The sequence below is a fragment of the Acinetobacter sp. SWAC5 genome (assembly GCF_003419885.1).
In the GTDB taxonomy this organism is placed as follows: Bacteria; Pseudomonadota; Gammaproteobacteria; order Pseudomonadales; family Moraxellaceae; genus Acinetobacter; species Acinetobacter cumulans.
This window is the reverse complement of the sequence record NZ_QUWR01000014.1, coordinates 47,470-69,491: the sequence shown is the minus strand read 5'-3', so window position 1 is coordinate 69,491 and position 22,022 is coordinate 47,470. Positions and strand designations below refer to the sequence as shown.

The following is a 22,022-nucleotide window of genomic DNA, read 5'->3' as shown; positions in this document are numbered from 1 at the left end:
CCAATCCTTTTCGATTGGGCTTTTTACATCTCAATAACAGCATAAAATTTAAAGCTTTACTCGTGCCAATGTAGAAAATGCTTTTTTAGAATCTAGTGACTTACAATAATCCTATCCCGCAGATTAATTTATTGCGATTCATTTCAATCAAAGTTTTATTCATTTTTTGACCAAACTACAATTTATTCATTGCTTTTAATAACAACGGTATTGGCCATTTTGTCATGCCAACCTTGTTTCTTTTGATCAAATGCAACCCAAATTAAACCCAACCCAAATACCAAGGATGAAGGGAAATAGCCCAAATAACGTATCAACGATTGTAAGGGTTTTATTTTGTCACCTGTGGTGGCATCTACAATTTTAAGCCCCAAAAGAATTTTCCCAGGCGATGCCGACCAAATGTGCCAGACCAATAAAGTTAAAATAAAAGGTAAAATATAATTAATCGTGACATCAAACCATAATACGGATAATTGCTCAGAACGTCCCGTATCTAAAATTAAATCCCAATCCCCTTGGTAAAACCAAAAAAGAAGAAACAACATGATAATCAATAAAATAAAGGAATCGATAATACACGCGCCTGTACGGATCCAAAATCCTGCATATTGAGAAGGTTCCTGAAGCATGTGAATTATCCTTGTTTTTTGTTTTATTCACTTACTATAAAGCAGTCTATTTACAGACTAAATTGTAATTTTGTATAAAAAAATCCTTCTATTGAAGGATTTTTAATATCACTTGAAATTTGAATTAACTCATAGCTTTATGCAAATGTTGCAAAAATACTTCTGCCTCTAAGCCAGTATCAAAATGCTTTTCGAATACTGCATTTTTTTGCACGCTGTTTGGGGTGTACTCTGTTGCAACGGTAAAACCGCCACTTTGACTCTTAGAAATTCGCACTGCAATAATATGTTGGGTATTTAAATAAAAGCCATCTTCAACTTTAACTAACATAACAGCCTCAAAATTTCGCTCACACTAACTGAGTCTCATCAACTCTTTCACTTGATACATTTATTACAGTCAGACACTATAAAATGTAATGTATTTAAATAATTGTACTCCTAAAACGTGAAATACATAACACTTTTCACATAAATTTAATAATTTAGCATTATTAAAACAATGAATTATTCAATATACCTCATTTAAAAAAACATCATTTTTACAGGATGTTTTTTTATTTCATAAGTTTAAATTTATTTTTAAATTAACTTTATATACACAATAGACATAAAAAAACCGGATGCGAACATCCGGCTTTAAGCCAACCCTTTCGCACTATACGCTTAACATACTGTTCAGAGTTTCTGATACGTTTTTAGATTTTACTTGAGGTTTTAAAGCCTCCAATTCCGCTTTTACCACCGAGCGCTGTGGTTCTGCCAAAGTGTACCAACGTGACAACGCTTGCAATAAACGTGAACCGACAATTGGGTTTTTCTCATCAAGGTACTTCGCAAGCCCAATAAAATGCTGCACGCCAAAGCTCCATGTATTTACAGGATTGGCATTCAAGCCGCCAGATACTGCGCGGATACGGTTCGGCACTTTCAAATCATAATCCGGATGCTGCGTTAATGCCTGAATAGATTCAGCTGTCGCTTTCGGATGCGCTGCCTGCACCATGAACCATTGATCCATCGACAGCGCTTCACCTTTAAAGCGTGCATAGAAATCCGCCAATGCTTCTTTGGCTTGCGGCGCATCATTCCAAACCAGCACTTTTAAAGCGCCTAAACGTTCAGACATATTTTGCGTGGTTTTAAACTGTTCAAAGGCTAAATCAAATACTGACTCATCTCCCTGACGCGCCATCATATTCAAAGCGATATTTTTCAGCGCGCGCACACCCATTGCCTGACTGAACTCTGCAGGCGCTTCTAATGTTTGATAAATATTTTTCCAAAAACCAGTAAATGACAGCGCAACAGCGGTAAGTAAAGCATTGCGCTTTTCTTGGATCATGGCTGGATTGTAGTTCTCATCAATACGGCTGCCCAAATAGCCCTCAGCCGGAACATCCAACAAGCGTGAAGCCAATAACGGATCTTTGCAGACCAATTGAGGCAGCAGCTTAGGCGAACTGATCGCATCTAAATAAATTTGCGCATCATGATCTTTCAGTAGAATGTTTTCGACCAGGCTCTGCGCCGCCTGCCATTGGTTAAAGCCATTGGTTTCATACTGCAGAAGGAATGCAAGCTCTTCATCTGAATAGTTGAATTCCAGATTTACCGGCGCGGAGAAACTACGTAGCAATGAAACAACAGGTTGTGCTTTTACGCCTGTAAATTCGATCACAGCTTCATCTTGATCAAATAAATACACACCATCTTTTACGGCGTTTTCAAACAATGCATCAGAATTTAACACCAATTGCTCGCCAGACGCTTTATTAAAGAGTGCAAGCGCCACAGGAATCGGCACTGCTTTTAAATTTGGATATTTAGGATGTGCTTTTAGGCTTTGCTTTAAGCTTAAACGGTAAGTTTGTGCAGTTGCATCGTATTCACCCTGCGCTTCTAATTTTGGTGTACCTGGTTGGTTATACCAGATCAGGAAGCTTGATAAATCTACACCCGAACCTGCAGTTAAAGCAGCTACCCAATCTTCGACAGTTACTGCTTGGCCATCATGGCGCTTGAAGTATTCATCTGTACCGGCACGGAATTTTTCTTTGCCGAGCAAAGTCGCCATCATGCGGTTAATTTCAGCGCCTTTTTCATAGACTGTTGCCGTATAGAAGTTATTAATTTCAACAAAATGGTCAGGGCGTGGCGGATGCGACAACGGGCCTGAATCTTCTGGGAATTGATGCGCTTTAAGTACAGCAACATCATCAATACGCTGTACCGCAGCTGATTGTAGGTCTTCAGAGAAAGACTGGTCACGGAACACCGTTAAGCCTTCTTTTAGGCACAATTGAAACCAGTCACGGCAAGTAATTCGATTACCTGTCCAGTTGTGGAAGTACTCATGCGCAATTACTGACTGCACACGCATAATGGCAGCATCCGTTGTATATTCTTCATCTGCCAATACACATGAAGTATTAAAAATATTCAGGCCTTTATTTTCCATTGCGCCCATATTGAAAGCGCTGGTTGCGACAATCATATAGTTATCTAAGTCATAAGGACGACCGTAGTGTTCTTCATCCCAACGCATAGAGTGCTTTAAGGCTTCCATCGCAATATGACATTTCGCGATATCTTTTTCTTCTGCATAAATTTCTAAGGCAACATTACGCCCTTCAGAAGTGACGTATGAGTCTTTTAATACAGCTAAATCACCAATGACACAGGCAAATAAATAAGCAGGTTTTTTAGTTGGGTCTTGCCATACCGTATAGTGACGACCTTCACCCGCCTCACCGGCTTCAATCAAGTTACCATTGGCTAAAAGCACAGGGAATTTTTTATCTGCCTCTACGCGTGTGGTAAATACCGACAACACATCTGGACGGTCTGGGTAAAAAGTAATTTTACGGAAACCTTCTGGCTCATTTTGCGTAACGAATAAATCACCGCCCGCCAAATATAAACCTTCAAGTTGTGTATTCGATTCTGGATGAATAATGACATGCGTTTCAATTACAGCATGTTCAGGTGCATTCGCAATTGACAGTTGTTCTGTGTCAAGTTGATATTCATTTTCTGCTAAAACTTGACCATTCACTTTGATGGATTGTAGTTGCAAGTCTCGGCCTAAAAGAACAAGATCGCCTACCGTTTGGCGTTGCATATCGAGTTTGGCGTAAACATGCGTTTTGTCATCAAAGACTTGAATATCTAGCTGAATAGAATCTACAAGGAAAGACGGCTTTTGATAATCTTTTAAATAAACAGTTTGGTCTGCTTCAACTACTGGATGTGCTGCAATATTCATATAGAGTCCTAATCCTTTATTTAAACGTCTAGACAGCTGACGATTCTTAAAATGGGCAATGCATTAGATCATACGATAAGTTTTTCTAGCTGTCTGTGCATTTCATTTGTAATGTATATGGGAATAAAGCGCACTCATTTCAATTGCTTTCGCTGAATATTTATGATGCCCGCTGTATATTTGCGCAGATTAAAAACCAAGCTCACAATACAATTGTAAGCGCAACAGCTCTTAAGCACGCTAATTAAGTTTTATCAGCGAACATACACCTAAATAACAAATTCACTAAAACTTTAGGAAAATACACACGTTATCCAGGTCAAATTTCATGCAAATCTAGTATCTAATTTTAGGCAAAATTTACTCTGATTGAAGCAAGCTCATGGCAACACCGTACATGCACCAAGCCACATCATTTTATTCTTTTCATGGTGCATCTAGATAACAAAGCTACTGAGGTTCAGCCAGCATTTAAACTCAATCCTATAAATTCCAAAGCTTTAAAATGTTGAATTTTAAAGTATCAGCCAATAAATAGTTTTTATTTTTAAACAACTTAGCAACATAATTAAAATTAATTCACGCTAAATTGCCCAATTCGTACATTTTGTGCACAGTTATTGCTTTTATCTAGCTGAACAAAGTTCACAATAAAATTTACTGAAAACAAAAAAGAGGTGCACCATGTATTTAAAAGATCACATTGTACGCGTAGAAAACGTAAAAGCACTACAAGCACTGGATGCAGCAAATATTGATCACAAAGTGATTGCTATGTTTATGAGCTGCGAAGGTATTCCCCTACAAACCTATGAGGTTAGCGCAATATTAAATAGCTATGAGCATTTAGGAGGCAAAAAAATCCCTACAAAGAAAGTCCAAGCATTGATTGATGCAAAACAACTCGGTGAGGAAGATGAATCATTACCATGCCCTGCAGCTTACTAAAAACAGTTACAGCAGTTTCTACTAACTGACCAGGAGATAAAGGATTGCCAAGATATGAAAAGTGCTAAAGGACATCCAATGCTATGACCTTAGTACGCTTAAACCACGCATACCCTGTGTAAAGCTGACTTTATACGACGCTTTATACAGGATTCATCCTTTATAGGCGCTTAAATTTAACCCTTAGCACCGAATGACAACGGTGTATAATCAATTCACTTTCTCTTTGATTTGATGACTTAGGTTATGACTTTAAACGTTCTACAAAAACAGCTGGATGCGAGCACAACGTGCCCACTTTGCCATGCTGCAATGTTTTGGACGGAAGCCGAACAATACGATCAAGAAATCAATTATTTTGAATGTAGTCACTGTCAGCACCAAATATTTCCAGAGCAACAACGCACATGCCACTGTGAAAAATGCTTAGCACAGCGTAAAAAGCTGATGGCGGAATCCCGATTACAGGAGCAACGTAAGCTACGTCAAAAAGATCAGCATGAATATGAACTCAGTCAATTGAGCTTTATGCAAAGGCTGTTTTTATTAGCGCTTTTAGATGACCTTGTGCAAGAACATACAACACATCACGAGTTTATCGATTGGGATCAAATAAAATATTACCCAATAACGCCAAATTATCTCTTTCAGAACTCAATTATTAAATATCTAGTAAAAGAGCAAGTATTAATCTGCAAAGACTTTACTGCCCAAGCACAGCAGTATTACCTGAATATTCGCTTAGATGGCTACTCAGAACCAAGCCTATTTAGCATTACGCACCAATTACGGTTGTGGTTTTATGAAAACCTCTCTATGGGTGTGCCATTTAAAAATGCCGAAGAAGTGAAAGATGCTCTTTACACGGTTTTGTATCAAGAAATTATTCAATTTATGCAGTTTTATTGTCGCTCGTGGGGAATCCAAATTGCGGGCAATAAAACCTTCCGTGCATTTTGTTATCAATTAATGGATGGGCTAGCAATTGGACAAATTTATTACCTAATCCAAACGGCCTTAGAATACTTGTATCAAAAAAATGCACTGCAAGCGCGTAACGAAAACTTTATTAATACCAACTTATTAAAAAAAACCTTACAGCAATATCGAGAGCGTAGCCTGACAGAAAAATGGGAAACCAGCACCCTGCCACGCCCACCCCAAATGCCATTGAGCAAAATGAGCCAAATTTTGTTTTACCGCTTTTTGGGCTATGACGAACGGATTTTTTTCCAGCCAGTATGGCGTTCTTGGAAAAAAATTGAAGCGCGTTTGAGTTTCCATTCCAACAAACGTTGCATCCACTGTGGCTCTGAAGAACTCTCTGTCGATTACGATGCCTCTGATTATGTCACGCTTTTCTGTCGCAATTGTAAACATCAAGATCACTATTTCACGCGTTAGGGACAATCAGCCCATGAACCAACTCGAAACCTTGCTTCCCTTAAACACGACTGAACATTTAAGCGACCTCAGCGCTCCCTTAATGGAGCAAGTCTGTGAAGCATGGACACAATTACAAACCCAACAGCCTTTGGTACATATTATTACCAATGGGGTTGCCAATAATTATGTTGCAAATGTGCTTTTGGCTGCAGGCGCATCGCCAGCTATGATTGATAACCCTTTCGAGGCAGAAAGTTTTGTACGAATTGCGGGTGCTTTAAATATAAATTTAGGCATGCCCACTTCTGAGCAGATGCAAGCCATGCAAATTGCGACACAAACGGCACAACACATGGCAAAGCCTTGGGTACTTGACCCAGTTGGTTATGGACCTGCTCTGCCTTGGCGCTCAGAAATGACCAATCAGCTGATTCAATATGCACCAACTGTGATTCGTGGCAATGCTTCTGAAATTAGTGCACTTGCAGGTAATCAAGTCGAATCCAAAGGTGTAGACAGTACCTTAGACAGCGCTGAAGCTTATTTACAAGCGACATCATTACTCGAATATGCAAGTTGCATCGCCATTTCAGGTGAGTCAGATTATATTTTATCTAAAGAACTGAATGCAGTTATTCAAGTTAAAGGCGGTTCTTTCCTACAACCGAAAATTACAGCATCAGGCTGCGCATTAGGTGCATTAACAGCTGCCTATTGTGCAGTCAGTAACGCTACGGTAGGCACTGTGGCCGCACATATACATTTTGCAATTGCAGGTAAAAAAGCCTATGAACGTGCCAATACGGTTGGAAGTTTTAATGTTGCATTTTTAGATGAACTACATTGCTTAGATGCAGATAGCCTGCATCAATATCAAGACCTATACATAACAGCCTTATAAGTGAGGCTTAATACCCAAGCAATATGTATCAACGACTTGGTTTTTAATCGTGCATAAGCATACCCAGCCAGTATGCTTAACGCACCTTACGCCCAATCGCTAGGTTAAACGTCGTTTCCACAATGGTTTTTAAATCTAACTGACATACACACATCATGCCCATCCCATCAAAATAATCAGGCACATGTTGCATAAAAAATTGATGATGCGTGTCCTGTTTATTACGCAGTCGAATCAATTGCTCAGGCGTAATTTTTGGAATATCACAATAATGTGTAAATACCTCATCATCACGTTTCTCAACTTGTGATTTACGCGACATCACCATTTTTAGTACTCTCAAATGATCTGAACTCATTTTTCGTCCATTACGCGGATAAAAGTTTACCGAGCGCGAAGCAAATAGAGAATAGACTTTAGGTTGCATAAGCGTAGTGACAAACCATAATGGAACACTGGGATGACGTAAGCGATGATGAAATGCAACTCGAATTGCAGAACGTAAAGATAAATTGCGACGACGATACTGAGCTAAAAATCCAGCACGTGACATCACCACAAAAATAGGCTGGTGATCTAATTTTAATTTTAAAATGGCAATAATATTTTGCCCAACCAAAATGTTTTTGTGAAAATACTGAACCACTTGAACTGAAACGGCATCTAAGTCATATACAAATTGATATAAGTTTTCAATTTCAGTGTGTGGAAAAATTTGCTGATCAAATGCCCAAATTTGTTGAAAAAACAAATGCTTTTGCTCTACAGAGAGCTGCACAAAATCAGTCACTCGTTCTGTGATTTTCATAAGATGCACTCACTGCATTTAACTTTATAATAAAAAATATTTTTTTAATTTAAAATATATATGACTCTAATGAGTCTATTTGTCTTAAGCATAATAACTTTCACGCATAAAACAATGACCTAATATCCAGAACTTTTGGGCTATTTATACAATAGACAATCTACCCTGTACATATTGAACAAAAAACTAAATCATACCTAAGCGTATAACAAAAATCTTCATTCAAGCCCTATAAAAAAAGCTGGTAGATAACTACCAGCTTTTTAAATAAGTATGTGAAGCGTGTTTAATGACGTATTAGAACCGTTTTAATGCGATTTTCATCCATCTCAGTGACTTCAAATACAACGCCCTGATATTCAAGCTGTGTGCCAATATCGACCACACCCTGCATCTTGTCTAGAATTAAACCAGACACACTAATGTAGCCTGCATCTTCTTCAACCAAGTCCAACATGCCCAATTCAAGTTCTAACTGATAAACATCTAGCAAGCCCGAAGCACGCCATGTGTGTTCATCTAATTTAACTAAATCAAGTTGCTCGTCTGCATCAGGGAATTCCCCTGCGATTGCTTCAAAGACGTCCAGTGGAGAAACTAAACCTTGCACATTACCAAACTCATCACTCACCATCACCAAAGAACCTTTTGAAGTTCTCAAGGTATTAATCGCATCAATCACTTTCATTTTTTCGAAAATATAAATTGGGCGGTGGCGTTTAATTAAAGCTTTGAGTTCCGTTTCGTCATCGAGTACATCCAATAAATCCTTGGCGCGCACCACACTAATGACTTTATCTAAACTACCTCGACACACAGGAAATAAACTATGTGGTACCGATAAAACCTTTTCACGAATTTGCTCTGCTGTGTCATCAAGATCGACCCACGAAATTTGGCTACGCGGTGTCATAATTGATGCAACTGAACGTTCTGCTAGGGTTAAAACCCCACCAATCATATAACGCTCTTCATCAGCAAATGCTTCTTGTGCTTGTAAGACAACACGATCATCCGTAGTTTCAACACGACCACCCATTAATTTTAAAATGGAGTCTGCAGTCCGATGACGCAAAGGAATTTTAGATGCATGTTTGGCAACATTACGTTGACCAAATTGGTTAAAAGCTTCAATCGCAATGGCTACGCCAATACCCGAATAGATATAACCTTTAGGAATATGGAAACCAAATCCTTCTGCAATTAAGCTGATACCAATTAATAGTAAGAAGCTCAAACACAAAATCACCACCGTTTGATGACGGTTCACAAATGCAGTTAAAGGTTTAGATGCCAATAACATGACTGCCATAGCGACAATCATTGCTGCCATCATAATGCGGATATCATCCACCATACCAATAGCAGTAATTACAGAGTCTAAAGAGAACACTGCATCTAACACGACAATTTGCGCGACAACTGCAGCAAAGCTCGCATAGACTACATTATTCGACACTTTGACTTCTGGCTTACCTTCAATTTTTTCGTGTAATTCAGAAACCGCTTTATACACAAGGAATAAACCACCACCCAACAGGATAAGGTCTCGCCCAGAAAAAGGATGATCAAATATATTAATGAGAGGTTCAGTCAGGGTGACTAACCAAGAAATAGCAAACAACAAGCCTAAACGCATGAACAATGCGAGCGTTAAACCAAGTACACGTGCTTTATCACGTTGTGAAGGAGGAAGTTTTTCTGCCAAAATGGCAATAAAGACTAGGTTATCAATACCTAATACAATTTCTAAAATGATTAATGTAATTAAACCAACCCATAACCCAGGATCCATAAAAAATTCCATTAGTTATTTACTCCGCAGTATTGAGTTTGGTAGGTACTAAGCAGATCTGCGCACGGCGACGGATCCATATTTGAAGCCTTTGTTACTATAGATAAATTTATTATGCACAAACTTAAGATTTTGTAATGATTTTTTTGTAATTTTTTTGAGTTAAAGCTCAAATTTCACGCAGAGTAAAAACTTACTTTATATGTGTTCAGTTACTGTAGTGTAAACAACTAAATTAAGTATGCTGGGCTAAACTGGACTTTAAATTGAAAAATTTAATACCTTAATAATTTATTACAAGCTCAATAAAACATTTAATTTATTCATATTTATTTATATCAACCGTTATAAAAATCCAATTTTATATATGTAAAATATTTTTCAAATAAATACTTAAATTAAATCATCCAAACACATATATACACATACTACAAAACTTTGTATTCAACCAATAAAACAAAGATTAATACTAATATTTAAAATATACAGTTACTTAGAAACCAACTATCACTCTGACACTATTCATGACCTATATATTATAAAATCAATATTTGTTATAGATGACGGACAGTAAAAAACTGATTTAACAGTTAAACTTAAAGCCATTTATCCGAATATTCTGGTGCATCTATCATTTGAAAAATCATTTAACTATAATCAAATGATTAAATTTCTTTTACTTGTTGTGAATTCTAAAAATATCTATTGATATTGAACACACTTTTTACTTAGAATAACGACAGATTAAATAAAATTACAAAAAATTTGACTTGGGGCATTTCATGACGAAAAAGTATTCTAAATTTTTACCAACGACTGACGACTTCAACTTAGAAAATTTCCCATATTATTGGGTAACTCAGGTTCATGCACAATATGTTCTTAATGTAGATCATGCACTTAAGAAGTATGGTGTTGATAACTCACGTCGACGTATTCTCCTTGCATTGAAGTCTAAGCCACATGCAAGCGTATCGGATTTATCTGAAATGGTGGTGTCTAAAATGTCCACCACAACCAAGATTGTCTATCGCTTAAAAGATGAAGGATTAGTAGACACTTATTCATGTGAAGATGATGCACGTATTACGCGCGTTGTACTCACTGAAAAAGGCAATCTAATGACGCAAAAGATTAATGATTTAACCAATATTGTATTGGAGCAATCATTCGAAGGCCTTACTCCCCTTCAAATTGAAAAAACCATGGAAAGCCTACGTCATATATTTAAGAACTTGTCTCGTTAAATATATCTCACTACATTCTCAAATATCAGTCGAAAAAATTTAGTTGGGGACTAATTTTTTCGACTTTTATTTTGGGTACGTGTGAACATTCAAATTCTTCTACTGGAAAGCCTTCCACAAAACTCTGGATATTCGGCGATTTCCAGTTTAACCACTCTTCTAAACGTGCATGCGGTATAACTATAACTGAACGCTTTACATCACCAGGCTCATGAAAGTCCTTCATCATAGGATGGTCTATGGCATTCATTGTGATCATTGTACTTGACCGTATAACTTCAGAACCTTGCTGACAAATATCATAGAGCGCAGCAATATAAAATGCCTGCCCGTCTTTACGACGCACACCCCAACGCTGGGGTTTATTATCGATATATTTTGATTCATAAAACTCTGCAACGGGTATAACACCAAACTTGCATTTAGAAATTGCATTGATAAAACTGGCTTTTTGTAGCAAAGTTTCATTACGTGCATTATAGGTTTTTAATGCAATTGATTTATCTTCTGCCCATTTAGGTACCATACCAAAACCCACTTTACGCCACTCTAAACCTTGTTGAGCATTAAATAAGAGTGGTAAATCGTAATTTGGATATACTTCCGCCACATACTCAAATGGAATTTCAGGTAAGTGCAATCTGTGTAATTGCTCCAACGTCAGCGGTTTAAAATTAGCACACATAGTTTCTAGACTAAAAAAACTTATTAATATAATAATAGATTCACATAAGCTTGTGCATTCTGACTAAAATCCATCAAGCTACTATTTCTTTACATTGCGATGTGTATGCATCATTTTTTATTAATTTTCTAAAGGTTCTTGAATTTTCAACATAGCACGATAGATCCGCCAATACACGACGCACGAAAAAATAGGATCAATTGCCACATCTTTGTATTCATTAATTTTTTCTAATTCTGGCTCACTCCATCCTTCAGAATAATTTGTCCAAATCAATTCAATCAAAATCACAGCAACTACAAAAATGACTAAAGTTTTGAGCACAATCGGCAAATATAATGCAAAAAAGCGATTTAAAAATTGTTGCCCTTGTTCCCCACCATTGGCCTTAAATATCGCATTGGTCCAACTAATCAATAGCCCCAGATTCACCACAAAGGTTGCTAAATTTAATCGTACAGGTTGCTCAGGCGTAATGGCCACAAAAAAGAATGAAACTAATATTAAAATACTGCTCGCGATATAATAGTTTTTAAATTGACTTTGCTTAACCTGATGAGTTTTTAAATCGTGTATGAGCTGTTTTACATTCCAAAAATACATATAAAATAAGTTCCTCTATTTATTTCTATTTATACATGAAAAAAGCCTCCGAAGAGGCTTTTTTAGTCAAACAGTCTGACGATTAGTCACCTGTATAACCTTTTAACTTCAAGCGGTAAGCATGAAGTAGTGGTTCTGTATAACCTGATGGTTGCTCTGCGCCTTTGAATACCAAGTCATAAGCAGCTTGGTAAGCAAAACCGTCAAAACCTGGTGCCATTGCAGTGTACGCAGGGTCATTCGCATTTTGTTCGTCTACGATTTTCGCCATACGTTGCATAACTTCTTCAACTTGCGCTTTCGTTACGATACCGTGACGTAACCAGTTCGCTACGTGTTGAGAAGAAATACGTAAAGTTGCACGGTCTTCCATTAAACCAACGTTGTTGATGTCTGGAACTTTAGAACAACCTACACCGAGGTCTACCCAACGCACTACATAACCCAAGATACCTTGAAGATTGTTTTCAAGTTCTTTGATCTTGTCTTCCTCAGACCAGCTTGTATCTGTCGCTAAAGGCGGTGTTAACAAGTCATCTAAAGAAAGCGCTTCAGTTTTGAGAAGCTCTTGCTGACGGTTTGAAACATTGCATTGGTGGTAATGGATCGCGTGAATTACAGCGCCAGATGGTGACGGAACCCATGCACAGCTTGCGCCAGCTTCTGGATGCTCAATCTTAGTTTTGTACATATCAAGCAGCATATCTGGTTTTGGCCACATGCCTTTACCAATTTGCGCTTTACCGCGTAGACCTGCTTGAAGGCCGATCATTACGTTACGGTTTTCGTAAGCTGGGAACCAAATTTGCGACTTCACTTCGCCTTTACGAACGAATGGGCCTGCTTCCATAAATGTATGGATTTCATCGCCAGTACGGTCCATGAAGCCTGTGTTAATGAAGATCGTACGATCTTTTGCTTGCGCGATACAGTTCTTCAAGTTTACAGATGTACGACGTTCTTCATCCATAATACCGATTTTTAAAGTCTTCGCTGGAAGGCCTAGCGCTTGCTCTGAACGTTCAAATAGTTCAACTGCAAATGCAACTTCTTCTGGACCATGCATTTTTGGCTTCACGATGTACATAGAACCTTTACGAGAGTTCTTGTTTTCGTTTTCGCCTTTAATATCTGCAAACGTCAATAACGGTGTAATTAACGCATCCATAATGCCTTCGTAGATTTCAGCGCCATCTACAAGGATCGCAGGGTTTGTCATTAAATGACCAACGTTACGAAGAAGCATTAATGAACGGCCATGAAGTTTAGTTTCACCGCCAATTAAGTTTTTATGCGTACGGTCTTTATTAAGTGTACGTGTAATCGTTTTACCGTTCTTCTCAATAGACTCTGAAAGTGTGCCTTTCATTAAGCCTAACCAGTTACGGTAGCCTTCAACTTTCTCTTCAGCATCTACTGCTGCGATAGAGTCTTCCAAGTCTTGAATCGTTGTTACAGCAGCTTCAAGAACAAGGTCTTTTACGCCAGCAGGGTCTGCTTGACCAATTGGGCTTGTCGCATCAACTTCAACGATCACATGTAGACCATTGTTAAGCAAAACGATTTCAGTTGGCGCCGCTTCGTCACCATTAAAACCAACGAATTGTGCTTCTTTTGCTAAAGTCGTTGTAGAACCATCTTTTAAGGTTACAACTAATTTTTTAGCTTCAACTGCGTATTTTGTTACATCTGCATGTGAGCCAGTTGCAAGTGGGAAAGTTTCATTTAAGAAATTCTTAGCAAATGCAATTACTTTTTCGCCACGTACAGGGTTATAGCCCTTGCCTTTTTCTGCGCCGCCATCTTCAGAGATCACGTCGAAGCCGTAAAGTGCGTCGTATAAAGAACCCCAGCGAGCGTTCGCTGCGTTCAAGCAGTAACGAGCATTACGTACAGGTACAACCAATTGCGCACCAGCCAATAATGCGATTTCTTCGTCTACATTTTCTGTGCTGATGTTGAAATCTTCTACTTCTGGTAATAAGTAGCCAATTTCAGTTAAGAAAGCTTTGTAAGCTCCAAGTTCAAATTTGTTGTTGCGGTGCCATTCATCAATTTTAGCTTGAAGGTCGTCACGCTTAGCCAGTAGTGCTTTGTTCTTTGGGCTAAGATCGACAACGACTTGTTCGAAGTTTTTCCAATATGTATCGCTGTCTAAACCAGAACCTGGAAGCGCTTCATTTTCGATGAAATCGTAAAGTTCTTTAGCAATCGCTAACTTGCCTTTTTGAATACGTGCAGTCATTGTCTTTCCTGATATTGCTACTTTTTATAACAAGAGATTCCAGTATACCCATTTATACTTAGCTGAATAGCACTATCACATTACTAAATAGTGATCATTTTTTAGCAAGTAAATACCCTCATTTTCTTGCTTAAACATCTGATCGGCAATGCAACATCATCAGCTTGAATGCTCTTTTACAGTGTATAAAGTTTTTGTTATGCCGAAATTAGACTTAAGTGCAGACTTTTGATTTAAAAATATACAAATAGCACTAATTTAGTCATATTCAATGCTGATTAAGCCATGAAAAAGCCGAAATGTCGATAAAACACACAGTCACTTTTGAATAAAAAAAGCGCCATAAATGGCGCTTCTTCATCTTTGTTCGATCCGTGGCTTTTACACAAATAATGAACATATTCCAGCTATTTTGCTGTAAAAATACACCCTATATCTATTTCAAGTTCACCATTTTAAGTACTGACTTTTCACTAAACTGCTCACTATAATTCCATACCTGCTGGTGCACTAATTTGGCGATGTGCTGCGTTTAGATAATCATCTGACTGCATTTCTAATAAACGCGAACGTGTACGCTCGATTTCAAATGCCAGTTTCTCACCTTGATAGATATCAATAATCGAGTCTTCAGAGGTTAATAATAATTTAACACCACGGTCGTAAAACTCGTCGACCAAGTAAATAAAACGACGTGTACCTTCCGATAAATAGTCCGTCATGTGTGGCACATTACTGACCAATACGGTGTTATAGACATTGGCGATTTCAATAAAGTCAGCTGGACTACGAGGTTTTAAGCACAGTTCTGAATATTCACACCAAAGCACATCTTCTGTATGACCAATAGTTTCCACAATTCGCTTATTAATAATAATCGGCTCTTGTGACTGAGTCTGACCTTGCGTCAAAGCACTAAAACGCTTTGCCATCCAAAGTTTATTTTCATGCGTAAGTGGGGTTTTAAACAATTGTGCTTGCTTTAATACGCGCAGGCGATAATCCACACCTGCATCCACATTTAAAATCACACAATTCTTTTTAACCAGTTCAATGGTTGGAATAAAACGGTCACGGTGAATACCATTTTTATATAAACCATCTGGCGCAATATTTGATGTTGCAACCAGTGTAATACCACGTGCAAAGAGTTTTTGGAACAAATCGCTTAAGATCATGGCATCTGTCACGTTTGAAACAAAAAACTCGTCAAAACAAATGACAACGGCCTCTTTATAAATTTGGTCTGCCACTAAGTCGAGCGGGTTACGTTGCCCTGAAAGCTTATTGAGTTCACGATGTACGTGCTGCATAAAGTGGTGAAAATGCATTCGTGTTTTACGGCGAAATGGAATCGACTCATAAAATTGGTCCATGAGCCATGTTTTACCACGTCCGACACCACCCCACATATATACACCTTGTGGTGCAGTTTGGCGACGGAAACGACGAAATGCCTTTTTAGATGCTTTAAAGCGTTGAATCAGTTCTTGCCATACGCGATCTAATTCATGCACAGCTTGCGCCTGTGCTTCATCCGGTAGGAATTGGCCTGATGCCAAAACTTCAGCATATCGCTCTGCCGGTGAAATTGGGGTAAATGCTTTACTGTGCTGTGCTTGAATGTCTGACATAACTCTAAATACTATTTTGGGCTATTTTAAATTATAGCGAAGATTAAACTTGAATATATAACACTTTGGGATATACATGCTTAGGCTATTTTAAATATTGCCTTGGGCTTTGACCAAACCACCGTTTAAATGCATGATTAAACGCCGCTGGTTCTGAGTATCCCAAAAGTTCCGCAATCATTTCTATTGAATATTCATTGTATTCAATTAAGCGTAAGGCTTTATCTTTAATAATATCTTCACGGATTTGTTTATAACTACTCCCGAGTTGTTGCAACTGATGTCTTAACGTTCGCTCTGGTAAATTTAGTGCTTGTGCTGTTTCAGCCATGCTTGGCATTACACCTGTTTGAAGCTCTAAATAATCCTGCACTCGTTGTATCAGTGAAGGTACTGTTTCATCCGCATTGAGTCGGTTGAGTTCAGCAATGCACTTGGCTTCATATAAATTAAAGGTCATTGCATCAGCAGAAGGAATTTTGACATCCAACACTGACTGCTCAAACCAAAAAGACGCAAATGGCGCACCAAAGCTAACCTGCTGACCATAATAATCATGATAAACCTGTAATTGCTGTGCCTCACTAGGCAAGTCAAAGGGTAATTCAATTTGAATTTGTGGCGAAGCCAGACCCATCATTTTGTACAAATCACGAATAAATTTGTAAGTTCCTGATATTTCAGATTGTGCCAACAACAAACCTAAAGGACTATTGATATTTTGTGGCCGATAACATAAAGCTGCTTGGTGCTCACGAAAATCTAAGCCCAATTGACCCGTTAAATGTGTTAATTGCTGAAAGCGCATGCCCTGCTCAAGTACAGTTCGAATATTCGGACTAGTCACCAATAGCATTAACAAGGGGCCATAACCTGCTAAAGCATAATGCTGACCAATGAACATTCCTTGCTCTGGCGGCACATCATGCCCAATCACCTTTAACACATCCCACTCAAGGCTTGGGTGAATCACCGAAGTTGCATCGAGTGCATCAATACGCAAGCCAATGGTTTGAAGTTTCTGATCCACATCTATGCCTGCCTTACGCATGCCTTGAATTAAGTACATAAGGCTGAGAACAGATCGCTTCATAGACACCCAATAATAAACAGAGAAAGATTTAATTCATGTTTGTTTTACTATAATTTTTAAGCTTTGCAAATTGCCGTTTTGATCAATTTTCCTGTCATGACAATCATTTCTTCTATTGGAACGAATGCGGTACTCTAATACCATAAGCAAAAAAAGAGCAAAACAATATGCAATCGAGCGATATCCAAAATACGCAAAATAACCGCACGAAAGTCGCTATCATTGGCGGAGGCTTTGGTGGTATAGCTATGGCTATTCGACTTTTACAAAACAATATCAACGACTTTGTAATTTTAGAAAAAGCCACAGATTTTGGTGGGACTTGGCGTGAAAACCAATATCCTGGTGCTGCTTGTGATGTGCAATCACACATGTACTCGCTTTCATTTGCTCCTAAAAAGGATTGGTCTAAGCGCTACGCCGAAGCCCCAGAGATTTTTGCCTACATTCAAAGTTTAATTCAAGAGTTTCAACTCAAGAAGTACACTGAACTAGACTGCGAGGTACTCGGTGCACAGTACAATGAAGAACGCTGTGAGTGGCAATTAACTTTAAACAAAGAACGCCAATTGACGGCGCAATATTTGATTTTTGCCTCAGGCCCTTTACATGTACCACAAATCCCACATATCTCAGGCATAGAAAAATTTAAGGGCAAAGTCTTCCATTCTTCTCAATGGGATCACCAATACGACTTACATGGAAAAAATGTTGCCTCTATTGGTACAGGTGGTAGCGCAATACAATATATTCCTGAAATTGCCCCACAAACCAAACAACTCTATGTATTCCAACGTACCGCTGCTTGGGTCATTCCACGTGACGAACGCGAATACAACCAACTTGATCAAACTCTATTTAACAAATACGAGTGGTTTAGAAAACTACATCGCGCACGCTTATATTGGAGTAATGAGTCCCGCGTGATGCCAATTGTTAAACCTAAAATAATGAAATATGGCCAAAAACTTGCTGAAGCTTTTATTCGTTATCAAGTTAAAGACAAAACCACTGCTAGGCAATTAACGCCGAATTTTGTGATGGGCTGTAAGCGTATTTTAATTTCTAATAAATATTTCCCTACATTTAATCGACAAAATGTAGAACTCATAACAACCGCTATTCAGGAAATTACCGAAGACAGTATTATTACCAAAGATGGCCAAAAACGCCCTATTGACTGTTTAATTTATGGAACAGGCTTTATTACCGATCCACGCGTTTATATGAAATCATTTCAGTGCATTGGCCAAAATGGCTTAGCGCTCAGTGAAGCTTGGAAAGATGGTGCTGAAAGTTACTTAGGTGTGTGCACCAAAGGCTTTCCAAATTTATTTCAGTTACTCGGCCCGAACACGGTACTGGGTCATAATTCGGTTATTTTTATGATTGAAGCTCAGGTCAATTATATTTTACAAATGATCAATTTAGTGTCTAAAACCCAAAACCAAGCCATTGTGATTAAAGACCATATTCAAGACAAATTTAATGATGATGTTCAAGAGCAACTTAAAGGTACCGTTTGGCAATCTGGCTGCGTGAGCTGGTATCAACAAGATGGTGGCAAAAATTTTGCGTTGTGGCCAACCTATACATGGAAGTATTGGCTTCAAACCAAAACTCTCAATCCTGCGGACTACCTATTATTACAACAACAAAATCAAGCAGCTTAAATCTTAAGCTGTCATACTAAGCAGGTGTCCCATCACCTGCTGTTTTTGTTATGCAATCTCTTTGGTTGATTTTCCAACTGCTGTTCTGCCTATTTCTAGGCTTTGTTCTGGCACGTCGCTTACCACAAAATATTGAAAAAATTGGCTTTAAAATTCTTCCCTATTTTACCTATATTTTACTCATTGCTATTGCGATAGAATTTTCACAAACCTTACATCAGATAAGTAATCCACAGCTTATTATTAGCAGTGCCGTGAGTATTGCCTTTGCAACATCGCTTGGTGCATTTGTTTGTTGCTATATACTATTTAAAGTAATTGGCTATCAACCTACCCAAGGTAAAGTATCTACTGAACTTTTATTAAGTTCATTACTCAATATTAGCTATGCTTTTTTTGCACTTGCACTAGGTTATGCAGTTGCAGAACTATTTAATTATATAAATATTCCTCTGCACATAAGTACGTGGCATTTACTGCTCGTCTTTATGTTTTTAATTGGCTTAGATTTAGCCTATTCACCACTCGATCGCTCTTGGCTTAATTGGAAAATACTGCTTGTGCCATTAGCCTGCATTATTGGCTCAGTTATTGGTGCGGTGGCTATTTCATACTTCCTGACCGAGCTACATCTTAAAGACCTCATTATGCTTTCACAAGGTTATGGTTTTTATTCAATGTCTGGCATTGTGATTACTGAATTAAGAAATGCGCAACTTGGAAGCATTGCACTGATCAATGATTTATTTAGAGAAATATTTGCGATTCTCTTTATGTATTTGATTGGATGGCGCTATCCACGCTCTGCTATTTCATCTGCTGGGGCAACCGCCATGGATGTGACCTTACCCATGGTGAAACAAGCTTGCGGTAATGATTTTATTCCACATGCAATGGTCAGTGGTTTTGTACTTTCTGTTTTAGCACCCATTGCTGTTAGCGTACTGGCTGCGCTTTAATTGACTTAGCAATTTAAATGATAAGCCCTTATTTTCCAATAGGGCTTATCCAAACATTACAGTAAACGAGCTAATGAACAAATCAATTAGATGTTCAAATCAATACCACTAATCAAATCACCAACAATATCCACTGCTCCCTTTGCGATTTCAATAACATCAATACTTGAAGTCCAATCAGCAGAATCAGATTGCTTCTGTTCTTGCTCTAATTGCTCATTGTCCTGAACTTCAATATTTTGCAACCCGTCTAATGCGGGCTTATTTTTAGGGATTGTCATATCGCCAATTCACTATTTTAAGAATGAAAAGACCAATGTATAAAAAAAGCCCTTCTTATGAAAGGCCTTTTAGCATTCTAGATCAAATAACATAATTACCAAGTGAGGTAATTATCGAATGCAAAAATTATAGTGTTGCTAAAATATCTTTTAATGTTTGACGTGGATTTTCAGATTTTGTAATCGGACGACCAATCACCAAATGCGTAGAACCATCTAACATTGCTTGTTTAGGTGTCACAATACGTTTTTGATCATCTGCATTCGAACCTTCAGGACGGATACCTGGCGTTACCAATGCAAAGTCAGCACCCAAGGTTTCACGTAACATTTTTGCTTCTTGAGCCGAACATACAACACCATCTAAACCACTGTCTTTAGTCAATTTAGCCAAGCGTTTAACATGCTCAAATGGTTCAACATCCAACCCTAAATCGGCAAGGTCCTCACAGCCCATAGAGGTTAATACAGTCACAGCAATTAATTGTGTATTGTAATTACCCGCTTTTAAGCGCTTTACACAGGTCTCCATCATCTTACGGCCACCAGATGCATGAACGTTTACCATCCATACACCCATATCTGCTGCCGCACAAACAGCCTGCGCAGTGGTATTTGGAATATCGTGAAATTTTAAATCTAGAAATACTTCAAAGCCTTTATCATGCAAAGCTTTAACAACACTTGGACCCTCGTGGGTAAATAACTCTTTACCAACTTTTACTCGACACAGCGCTGGATCTAATTGTTCAGCAATTGTTAATGCGTCATATTGGCTTTTAGCATCTAAGGCAACAATGATACTCAAGAGACTACCCTTTTTTTGATTAAGACAAAAGAAAGCACATTATAGAGGCAATCTAATTCTGCAACCAAGCTTAAAACTTAGATTATCCAACTTTATCTCGTGCTGGCTTGATATTTTTATCAAGCACTGCATTTATCAACATAAAAAAAGCGCCCTAATGGATACTTAGAGCGCTCTAAAAATTTTATTAAGTCTGTTTCTTTAATCCGATTGGCTAAACAACTGTTTTAACTCAACCAGCGAGATTATAACGGGCTTGACGGTCGATCATCTGGATGAATATCCATCACAGTTTTTTCATGCCGTGTCACTGATGCAGCTTCCGCCGCAGCCAATTGTGCCGTTTGAATCTGTTCTTTACGTAGGCGATCTATGTCTTTACGTAGGCGTTTAATTTCCCAACTGTTTTGGAATACCCGGAAGATTTGAACTCCAAGTAATAATCCAAGAACAATACCCAATGCTAAAGTCAACAATAAGAGTAGACCTAAACGCATTGCTGGAACTTGTGTAAACAGAAGATCTACACTTAGTTCTGTACTATTCTGTAGTACCAGGAATAAAGAATATCCGAACAGCAGAATTAATAAAATAGCCAAGACATAACGCATAAACATCCCCGGATAGAATTATTTGTTTGCGGATTCGTTTACCGCATCACGTAAAGCCTTACCAGGTTTGAAGTGCGGAACAGCTTTTGCTGCAACCTCAACCGATCTACCCGTTTTTGGGTTACGACCTACACGTGGTTCACGATGATGCAATGCAAAACTGCCAAAGCCACGAATTTCAATACGATTGTCAGTTGATAAAGCTTCAATCATCTGATCAATCATAATTTTAACGGCCTCTTCAACCAGCGGTTCTGCTAAGTGCGGGTTTTTAAGAGAAATACGCTCTATTAAGTCAGACTTATTAAGTGCTTCCGTAGTCATCTGCGACCTCTTTAATTATCAAGCTACTTGGGAATCTATAGGATGATAATAACCTGTTTAAATACAAAACGGTAGCGCAATAATTGATTACTACGCTACCGTTTACAGTAATTGTATAAAA

20 protein-coding genes are annotated in these 22,022 nt (G+C 38.2%); 6 read left to right on the top strand and 14 right to left on the bottom strand.

Translation table 11 applies throughout. From position 1 onward, the window contains the following. Positions 1-182: 182 nt before the first annotated feature. The 3 genes from DYI81_RS11475 to pepN form a co-directional block, all read right to left on the bottom strand. On the bottom strand, positions 183-632 hold the full coding sequence (locus DYI81_RS11475; RefSeq protein WP_106984923.1) for an RDD family protein: 450 nt from the start codon (positions 630-632) through the stop codon (positions 183-185). 124 nt (positions 633-756) lie between these two features. After that, a complete protein-coding gene (locus DYI81_RS11470) occupies positions 757-963 on the bottom strand; it encodes a hypothetical protein (protein ID WP_106984924.1) in 207 nt (68 codons plus the stop codon). Positions 964-1,290: 327 nt separating this feature from the next. After that, positions 1,291-3,900, bottom strand: a complete 2,610-nt coding sequence (gene pepN, locus DYI81_RS11465; RefSeq protein WP_117007582.1) for an aminopeptidase N — start codon at positions 3,898-3,900, stop codon at positions 1,291-1,293. A 684-nt stretch (positions 3,901-4,584) separates the two neighbouring features. On the opposite strand from pepN, the gene DYI81_RS11460 reads away from it, so the two are divergent. From DYI81_RS11460 to thiM, 3 genes are all read left to right on the top strand, one after another. Then, positions 4,585-4,848, top strand: coding sequence for a hypothetical protein (locus tag DYI81_RS11460; protein WP_106984926.1), 264 nt, complete (start codon positions 4,585-4,587; stop codon positions 4,846-4,848). Between the two features lie 246 nt (positions 4,849-5,094). Then, positions 5,095-6,252, top strand: coding sequence for a hypothetical protein (locus DYI81_RS11455; protein WP_117007581.1), 1,158 nt, complete (start codon positions 5,095-5,097; stop codon positions 6,250-6,252). Between the two features lie 13 nt (positions 6,253-6,265). Then, a complete protein-coding gene (gene thiM, locus DYI81_RS11450) occupies positions 6,266-7,135 on the top strand; it encodes a hydroxyethylthiazole kinase (RefSeq protein WP_117007580.1) in 870 nt (289 codons plus the stop codon). Positions 7,136-7,211: 76 nt separating this feature from the next. Here thiM and DYI81_RS11445 read toward each other — a convergent pair whose 3' ends face one another. Together DYI81_RS11445 and DYI81_RS11440 are read right to left on the bottom strand one after the other, a co-directional pair. Next, positions 7,212-7,943 (bottom strand): hypothetical protein, encoded by a 732-nt coding sequence (locus tag DYI81_RS11445; RefSeq protein WP_117007579.1) that lies wholly within the window; start codon positions 7,941-7,943, stop codon positions 7,212-7,214. 286 nt (positions 7,944-8,229) lie between these two features. Beyond that, a complete protein-coding gene (locus tag DYI81_RS11440) occupies positions 8,230-9,750 on the bottom strand; it encodes a TerC family protein (protein WP_106986763.1) in 1,521 nt (506 codons plus the stop codon). 770 nt (positions 9,751-10,520) lie between these two features. Here DYI81_RS11440 and DYI81_RS11435 point away from each other — a divergent pair. Next, entirely contained in the window at positions 10,521-10,985 is a 465-nt protein-coding gene (locus DYI81_RS11435) for a MarR family winged helix-turn-helix transcriptional regulator (RefSeq protein WP_106985782.1), read from the top strand. Between the two features lie 25 nt (positions 10,986-11,010). Here DYI81_RS11435 and DYI81_RS11430 read toward each other — a convergent pair whose 3' ends face one another. From DYI81_RS11430 to DYI81_RS11410, 5 genes are all read right to left on the bottom strand, one after another. Next, positions 11,011-11,670, bottom strand: coding sequence for an SOS response-associated peptidase family protein (locus tag DYI81_RS11430; protein ID WP_117007578.1), 660 nt, complete (start codon positions 11,668-11,670; stop codon positions 11,011-11,013). Between the two features lie 120 nt (positions 11,671-11,790). After that, a complete protein-coding gene (locus DYI81_RS11425) occupies positions 11,791-12,273 on the bottom strand; it encodes a hypothetical protein (protein ID WP_106985784.1) in 483 nt (160 codons plus the stop codon). Between the two features lie 82 nt (positions 12,274-12,355). Further along, positions 12,356-14,518 (bottom strand): malate synthase G, encoded by a 2,163-nt coding sequence (locus tag DYI81_RS11420; protein WP_117007577.1) that lies wholly within the window; start codon positions 14,516-14,518, stop codon positions 12,356-12,358. A 485-nt stretch (positions 14,519-15,003) separates the two neighbouring features. After that, complete coding sequence (zapE, locus tag DYI81_RS11415) at positions 15,004-16,152, bottom strand: cell division protein ZapE (protein WP_117007576.1); 1,149 nt, start codon at positions 16,150-16,152, stop codon at positions 15,004-15,006. A gap of 85 nt (positions 16,153-16,237) precedes the next feature. After that, positions 16,238-17,245, bottom strand: coding sequence for an AraC family transcriptional regulator (locus DYI81_RS11410; RefSeq protein WP_106985787.1), 1,008 nt, complete (start codon positions 17,243-17,245; stop codon positions 16,238-16,240). Between the two features lie 167 nt (positions 17,246-17,412). On the opposite strand from DYI81_RS11410, the gene DYI81_RS11405 reads away from it, so the two are divergent. Beyond that, a complete protein-coding gene (locus DYI81_RS11405) occupies positions 17,413-18,918 on the top strand; it encodes an NAD(P)/FAD-dependent oxidoreductase (protein ID WP_106985788.1) in 1,506 nt (501 codons plus the stop codon). 50 nt (positions 18,919-18,968) lie between these two features. Next, complete coding sequence (locus tag DYI81_RS11400; RefSeq protein ID WP_117007575.1) at positions 18,969-19,877, top strand: lysine exporter LysO family protein; 909 nt, start codon at positions 18,969-18,971, stop codon at positions 19,875-19,877. An 86-nt stretch (positions 19,878-19,963) separates the two neighbouring features. Here DYI81_RS11400 and DYI81_RS11395 read toward each other — a convergent pair whose 3' ends face one another. The 4 genes from DYI81_RS11395 to DYI81_RS11380 form a co-directional block, all read right to left on the bottom strand. Further along, positions 19,964-20,158, bottom strand: coding sequence for a hypothetical protein (locus DYI81_RS11395; protein ID WP_106985790.1), 195 nt, complete (start codon positions 20,156-20,158; stop codon positions 19,964-19,966). 127 nt (positions 20,159-20,285) lie between these two features. Then, the gene (gene pyrF / locus DYI81_RS11390; RefSeq protein WP_117007574.1) at positions 20,286-20,966 is read right to left on the bottom strand and encodes an orotidine-5'-phosphate decarboxylase; all 681 of its coding nucleotides are present in this window, start codon (positions 20,964-20,966) and stop codon (positions 20,286-20,288) included. A gap of 245 nt (positions 20,967-21,211) precedes the next feature. Then, complete coding sequence (locus DYI81_RS11385; protein ID WP_106985792.1) at positions 21,212-21,577, bottom strand: lipopolysaccharide assembly protein LapA domain-containing protein; 366 nt, start codon at positions 21,575-21,577, stop codon at positions 21,212-21,214. An 18-nt stretch (positions 21,578-21,595) separates the two neighbouring features. After that, positions 21,596-21,901 carry an integration host factor subunit beta gene (locus tag DYI81_RS11380; RefSeq protein WP_106985793.1) on the bottom strand — a complete coding sequence of 102 codons (306 nt, stop codon included), beginning with the start codon at positions 21,899-21,901 and terminating at the stop codon, positions 21,596-21,598. Between the last annotated feature and the right edge of the window lie 121 nt (positions 21,902-22,022).

Excerpts from the sequence above, each read along its gene's own strand:
- DYI81_RS11475 (WP_106984923.1), bottom strand. The coding sequence starts at position 632 with ATGCTTCAGGAACCTTCTCAATATGCAGGATTTTGGATCCGTACAGGC.
- DYI81_RS11470 (WP_106984924.1), bottom strand. The coding sequence starts at position 963 with ATGTTAGTTAAAGTTGAAGATGGCTTTTATTTAAATACCCAACATATT.
- pepN (WP_117007582.1), bottom strand. The coding sequence starts at position 3,900 with ATGAATATTGCAGCACATCCAGTAGTTGAAGCAGACCAAACTGTTTAT.
- DYI81_RS11460 (WP_106984926.1), top strand. The coding sequence starts at position 4,585 with ATGTATTTAAAAGATCACATTGTACGCGTAGAAAACGTAAAAGCACTA.
- DYI81_RS11455 (WP_117007581.1), top strand. The coding sequence starts at position 5,095 with ATGACTTTAAACGTTCTACAAAAACAGCTGGATGCGAGCACAACGTGC.
- thiM (WP_117007580.1), top strand. The coding sequence starts at position 6,266 with ATGAACCAACTCGAAACCTTGCTTCCCTTAAACACGACTGAACATTTA.
- DYI81_RS11445 (WP_117007579.1), bottom strand. The coding sequence starts at position 7,943 with ATGAAAATCACAGAACGAGTGACTGATTTTGTGCAGCTCTCTGTAGAG.
- DYI81_RS11440 (WP_106986763.1), bottom strand. The coding sequence starts at position 9,750 with ATGGAATTTTTTATGGATCCTGGGTTATGGGTTGGTTTAATTACATTA.
- DYI81_RS11435 (WP_106985782.1), top strand. The coding sequence starts at position 10,521 with ATGACGAAAAAGTATTCTAAATTTTTACCAACGACTGACGACTTCAAC.
- DYI81_RS11430 (WP_117007578.1), bottom strand. The coding sequence starts at position 11,670 with ATGTGTGCTAATTTTAAACCGCTGACGTTGGAGCAATTACACAGATTG.
- DYI81_RS11425 (WP_106985784.1), bottom strand. The coding sequence starts at position 12,273 with ATGTATTTTTGGAATGTAAAACAGCTCATACACGATTTAAAAACTCAT.
- DYI81_RS11420 (WP_117007577.1), bottom strand. The coding sequence starts at position 14,518 with ATGACTGCACGTATTCAAAAAGGCAAGTTAGCGATTGCTAAAGAACTT.
- zapE (WP_117007576.1), bottom strand. The coding sequence starts at position 16,152 with ATGTCAGACATTCAAGCACAGCACAGTAAAGCATTTACCCCAATTTCA.
- DYI81_RS11410 (WP_106985787.1), bottom strand. The coding sequence starts at position 17,245 with ATGAAGCGATCTGTTCTCAGCCTTATGTACTTAATTCAAGGCATGCGT.
- DYI81_RS11405 (WP_106985788.1), top strand. The coding sequence starts at position 17,413 with ATGCAATCGAGCGATATCCAAAATACGCAAAATAACCGCACGAAAGTC.
- DYI81_RS11400 (WP_117007575.1), top strand. The coding sequence starts at position 18,969 with ATGCAATCTCTTTGGTTGATTTTCCAACTGCTGTTCTGCCTATTTCTA.
- DYI81_RS11395 (WP_106985790.1), bottom strand. The coding sequence starts at position 20,158 with ATGACAATCCCTAAAAATAAGCCCGCATTAGACGGGTTGCAAAATATT.
- DYI81_RS11385 (WP_106985792.1), bottom strand. The coding sequence starts at position 21,577 with ATGCGTTATGTCTTGGCTATTTTATTAATTCTGCTGTTCGGATATTCT.
- DYI81_RS11380 (WP_106985793.1), bottom strand. The coding sequence starts at position 21,901 with ATGACTACGGAAGCACTTAATAAGTCTGACTTAATAGAGCGTATTTCT.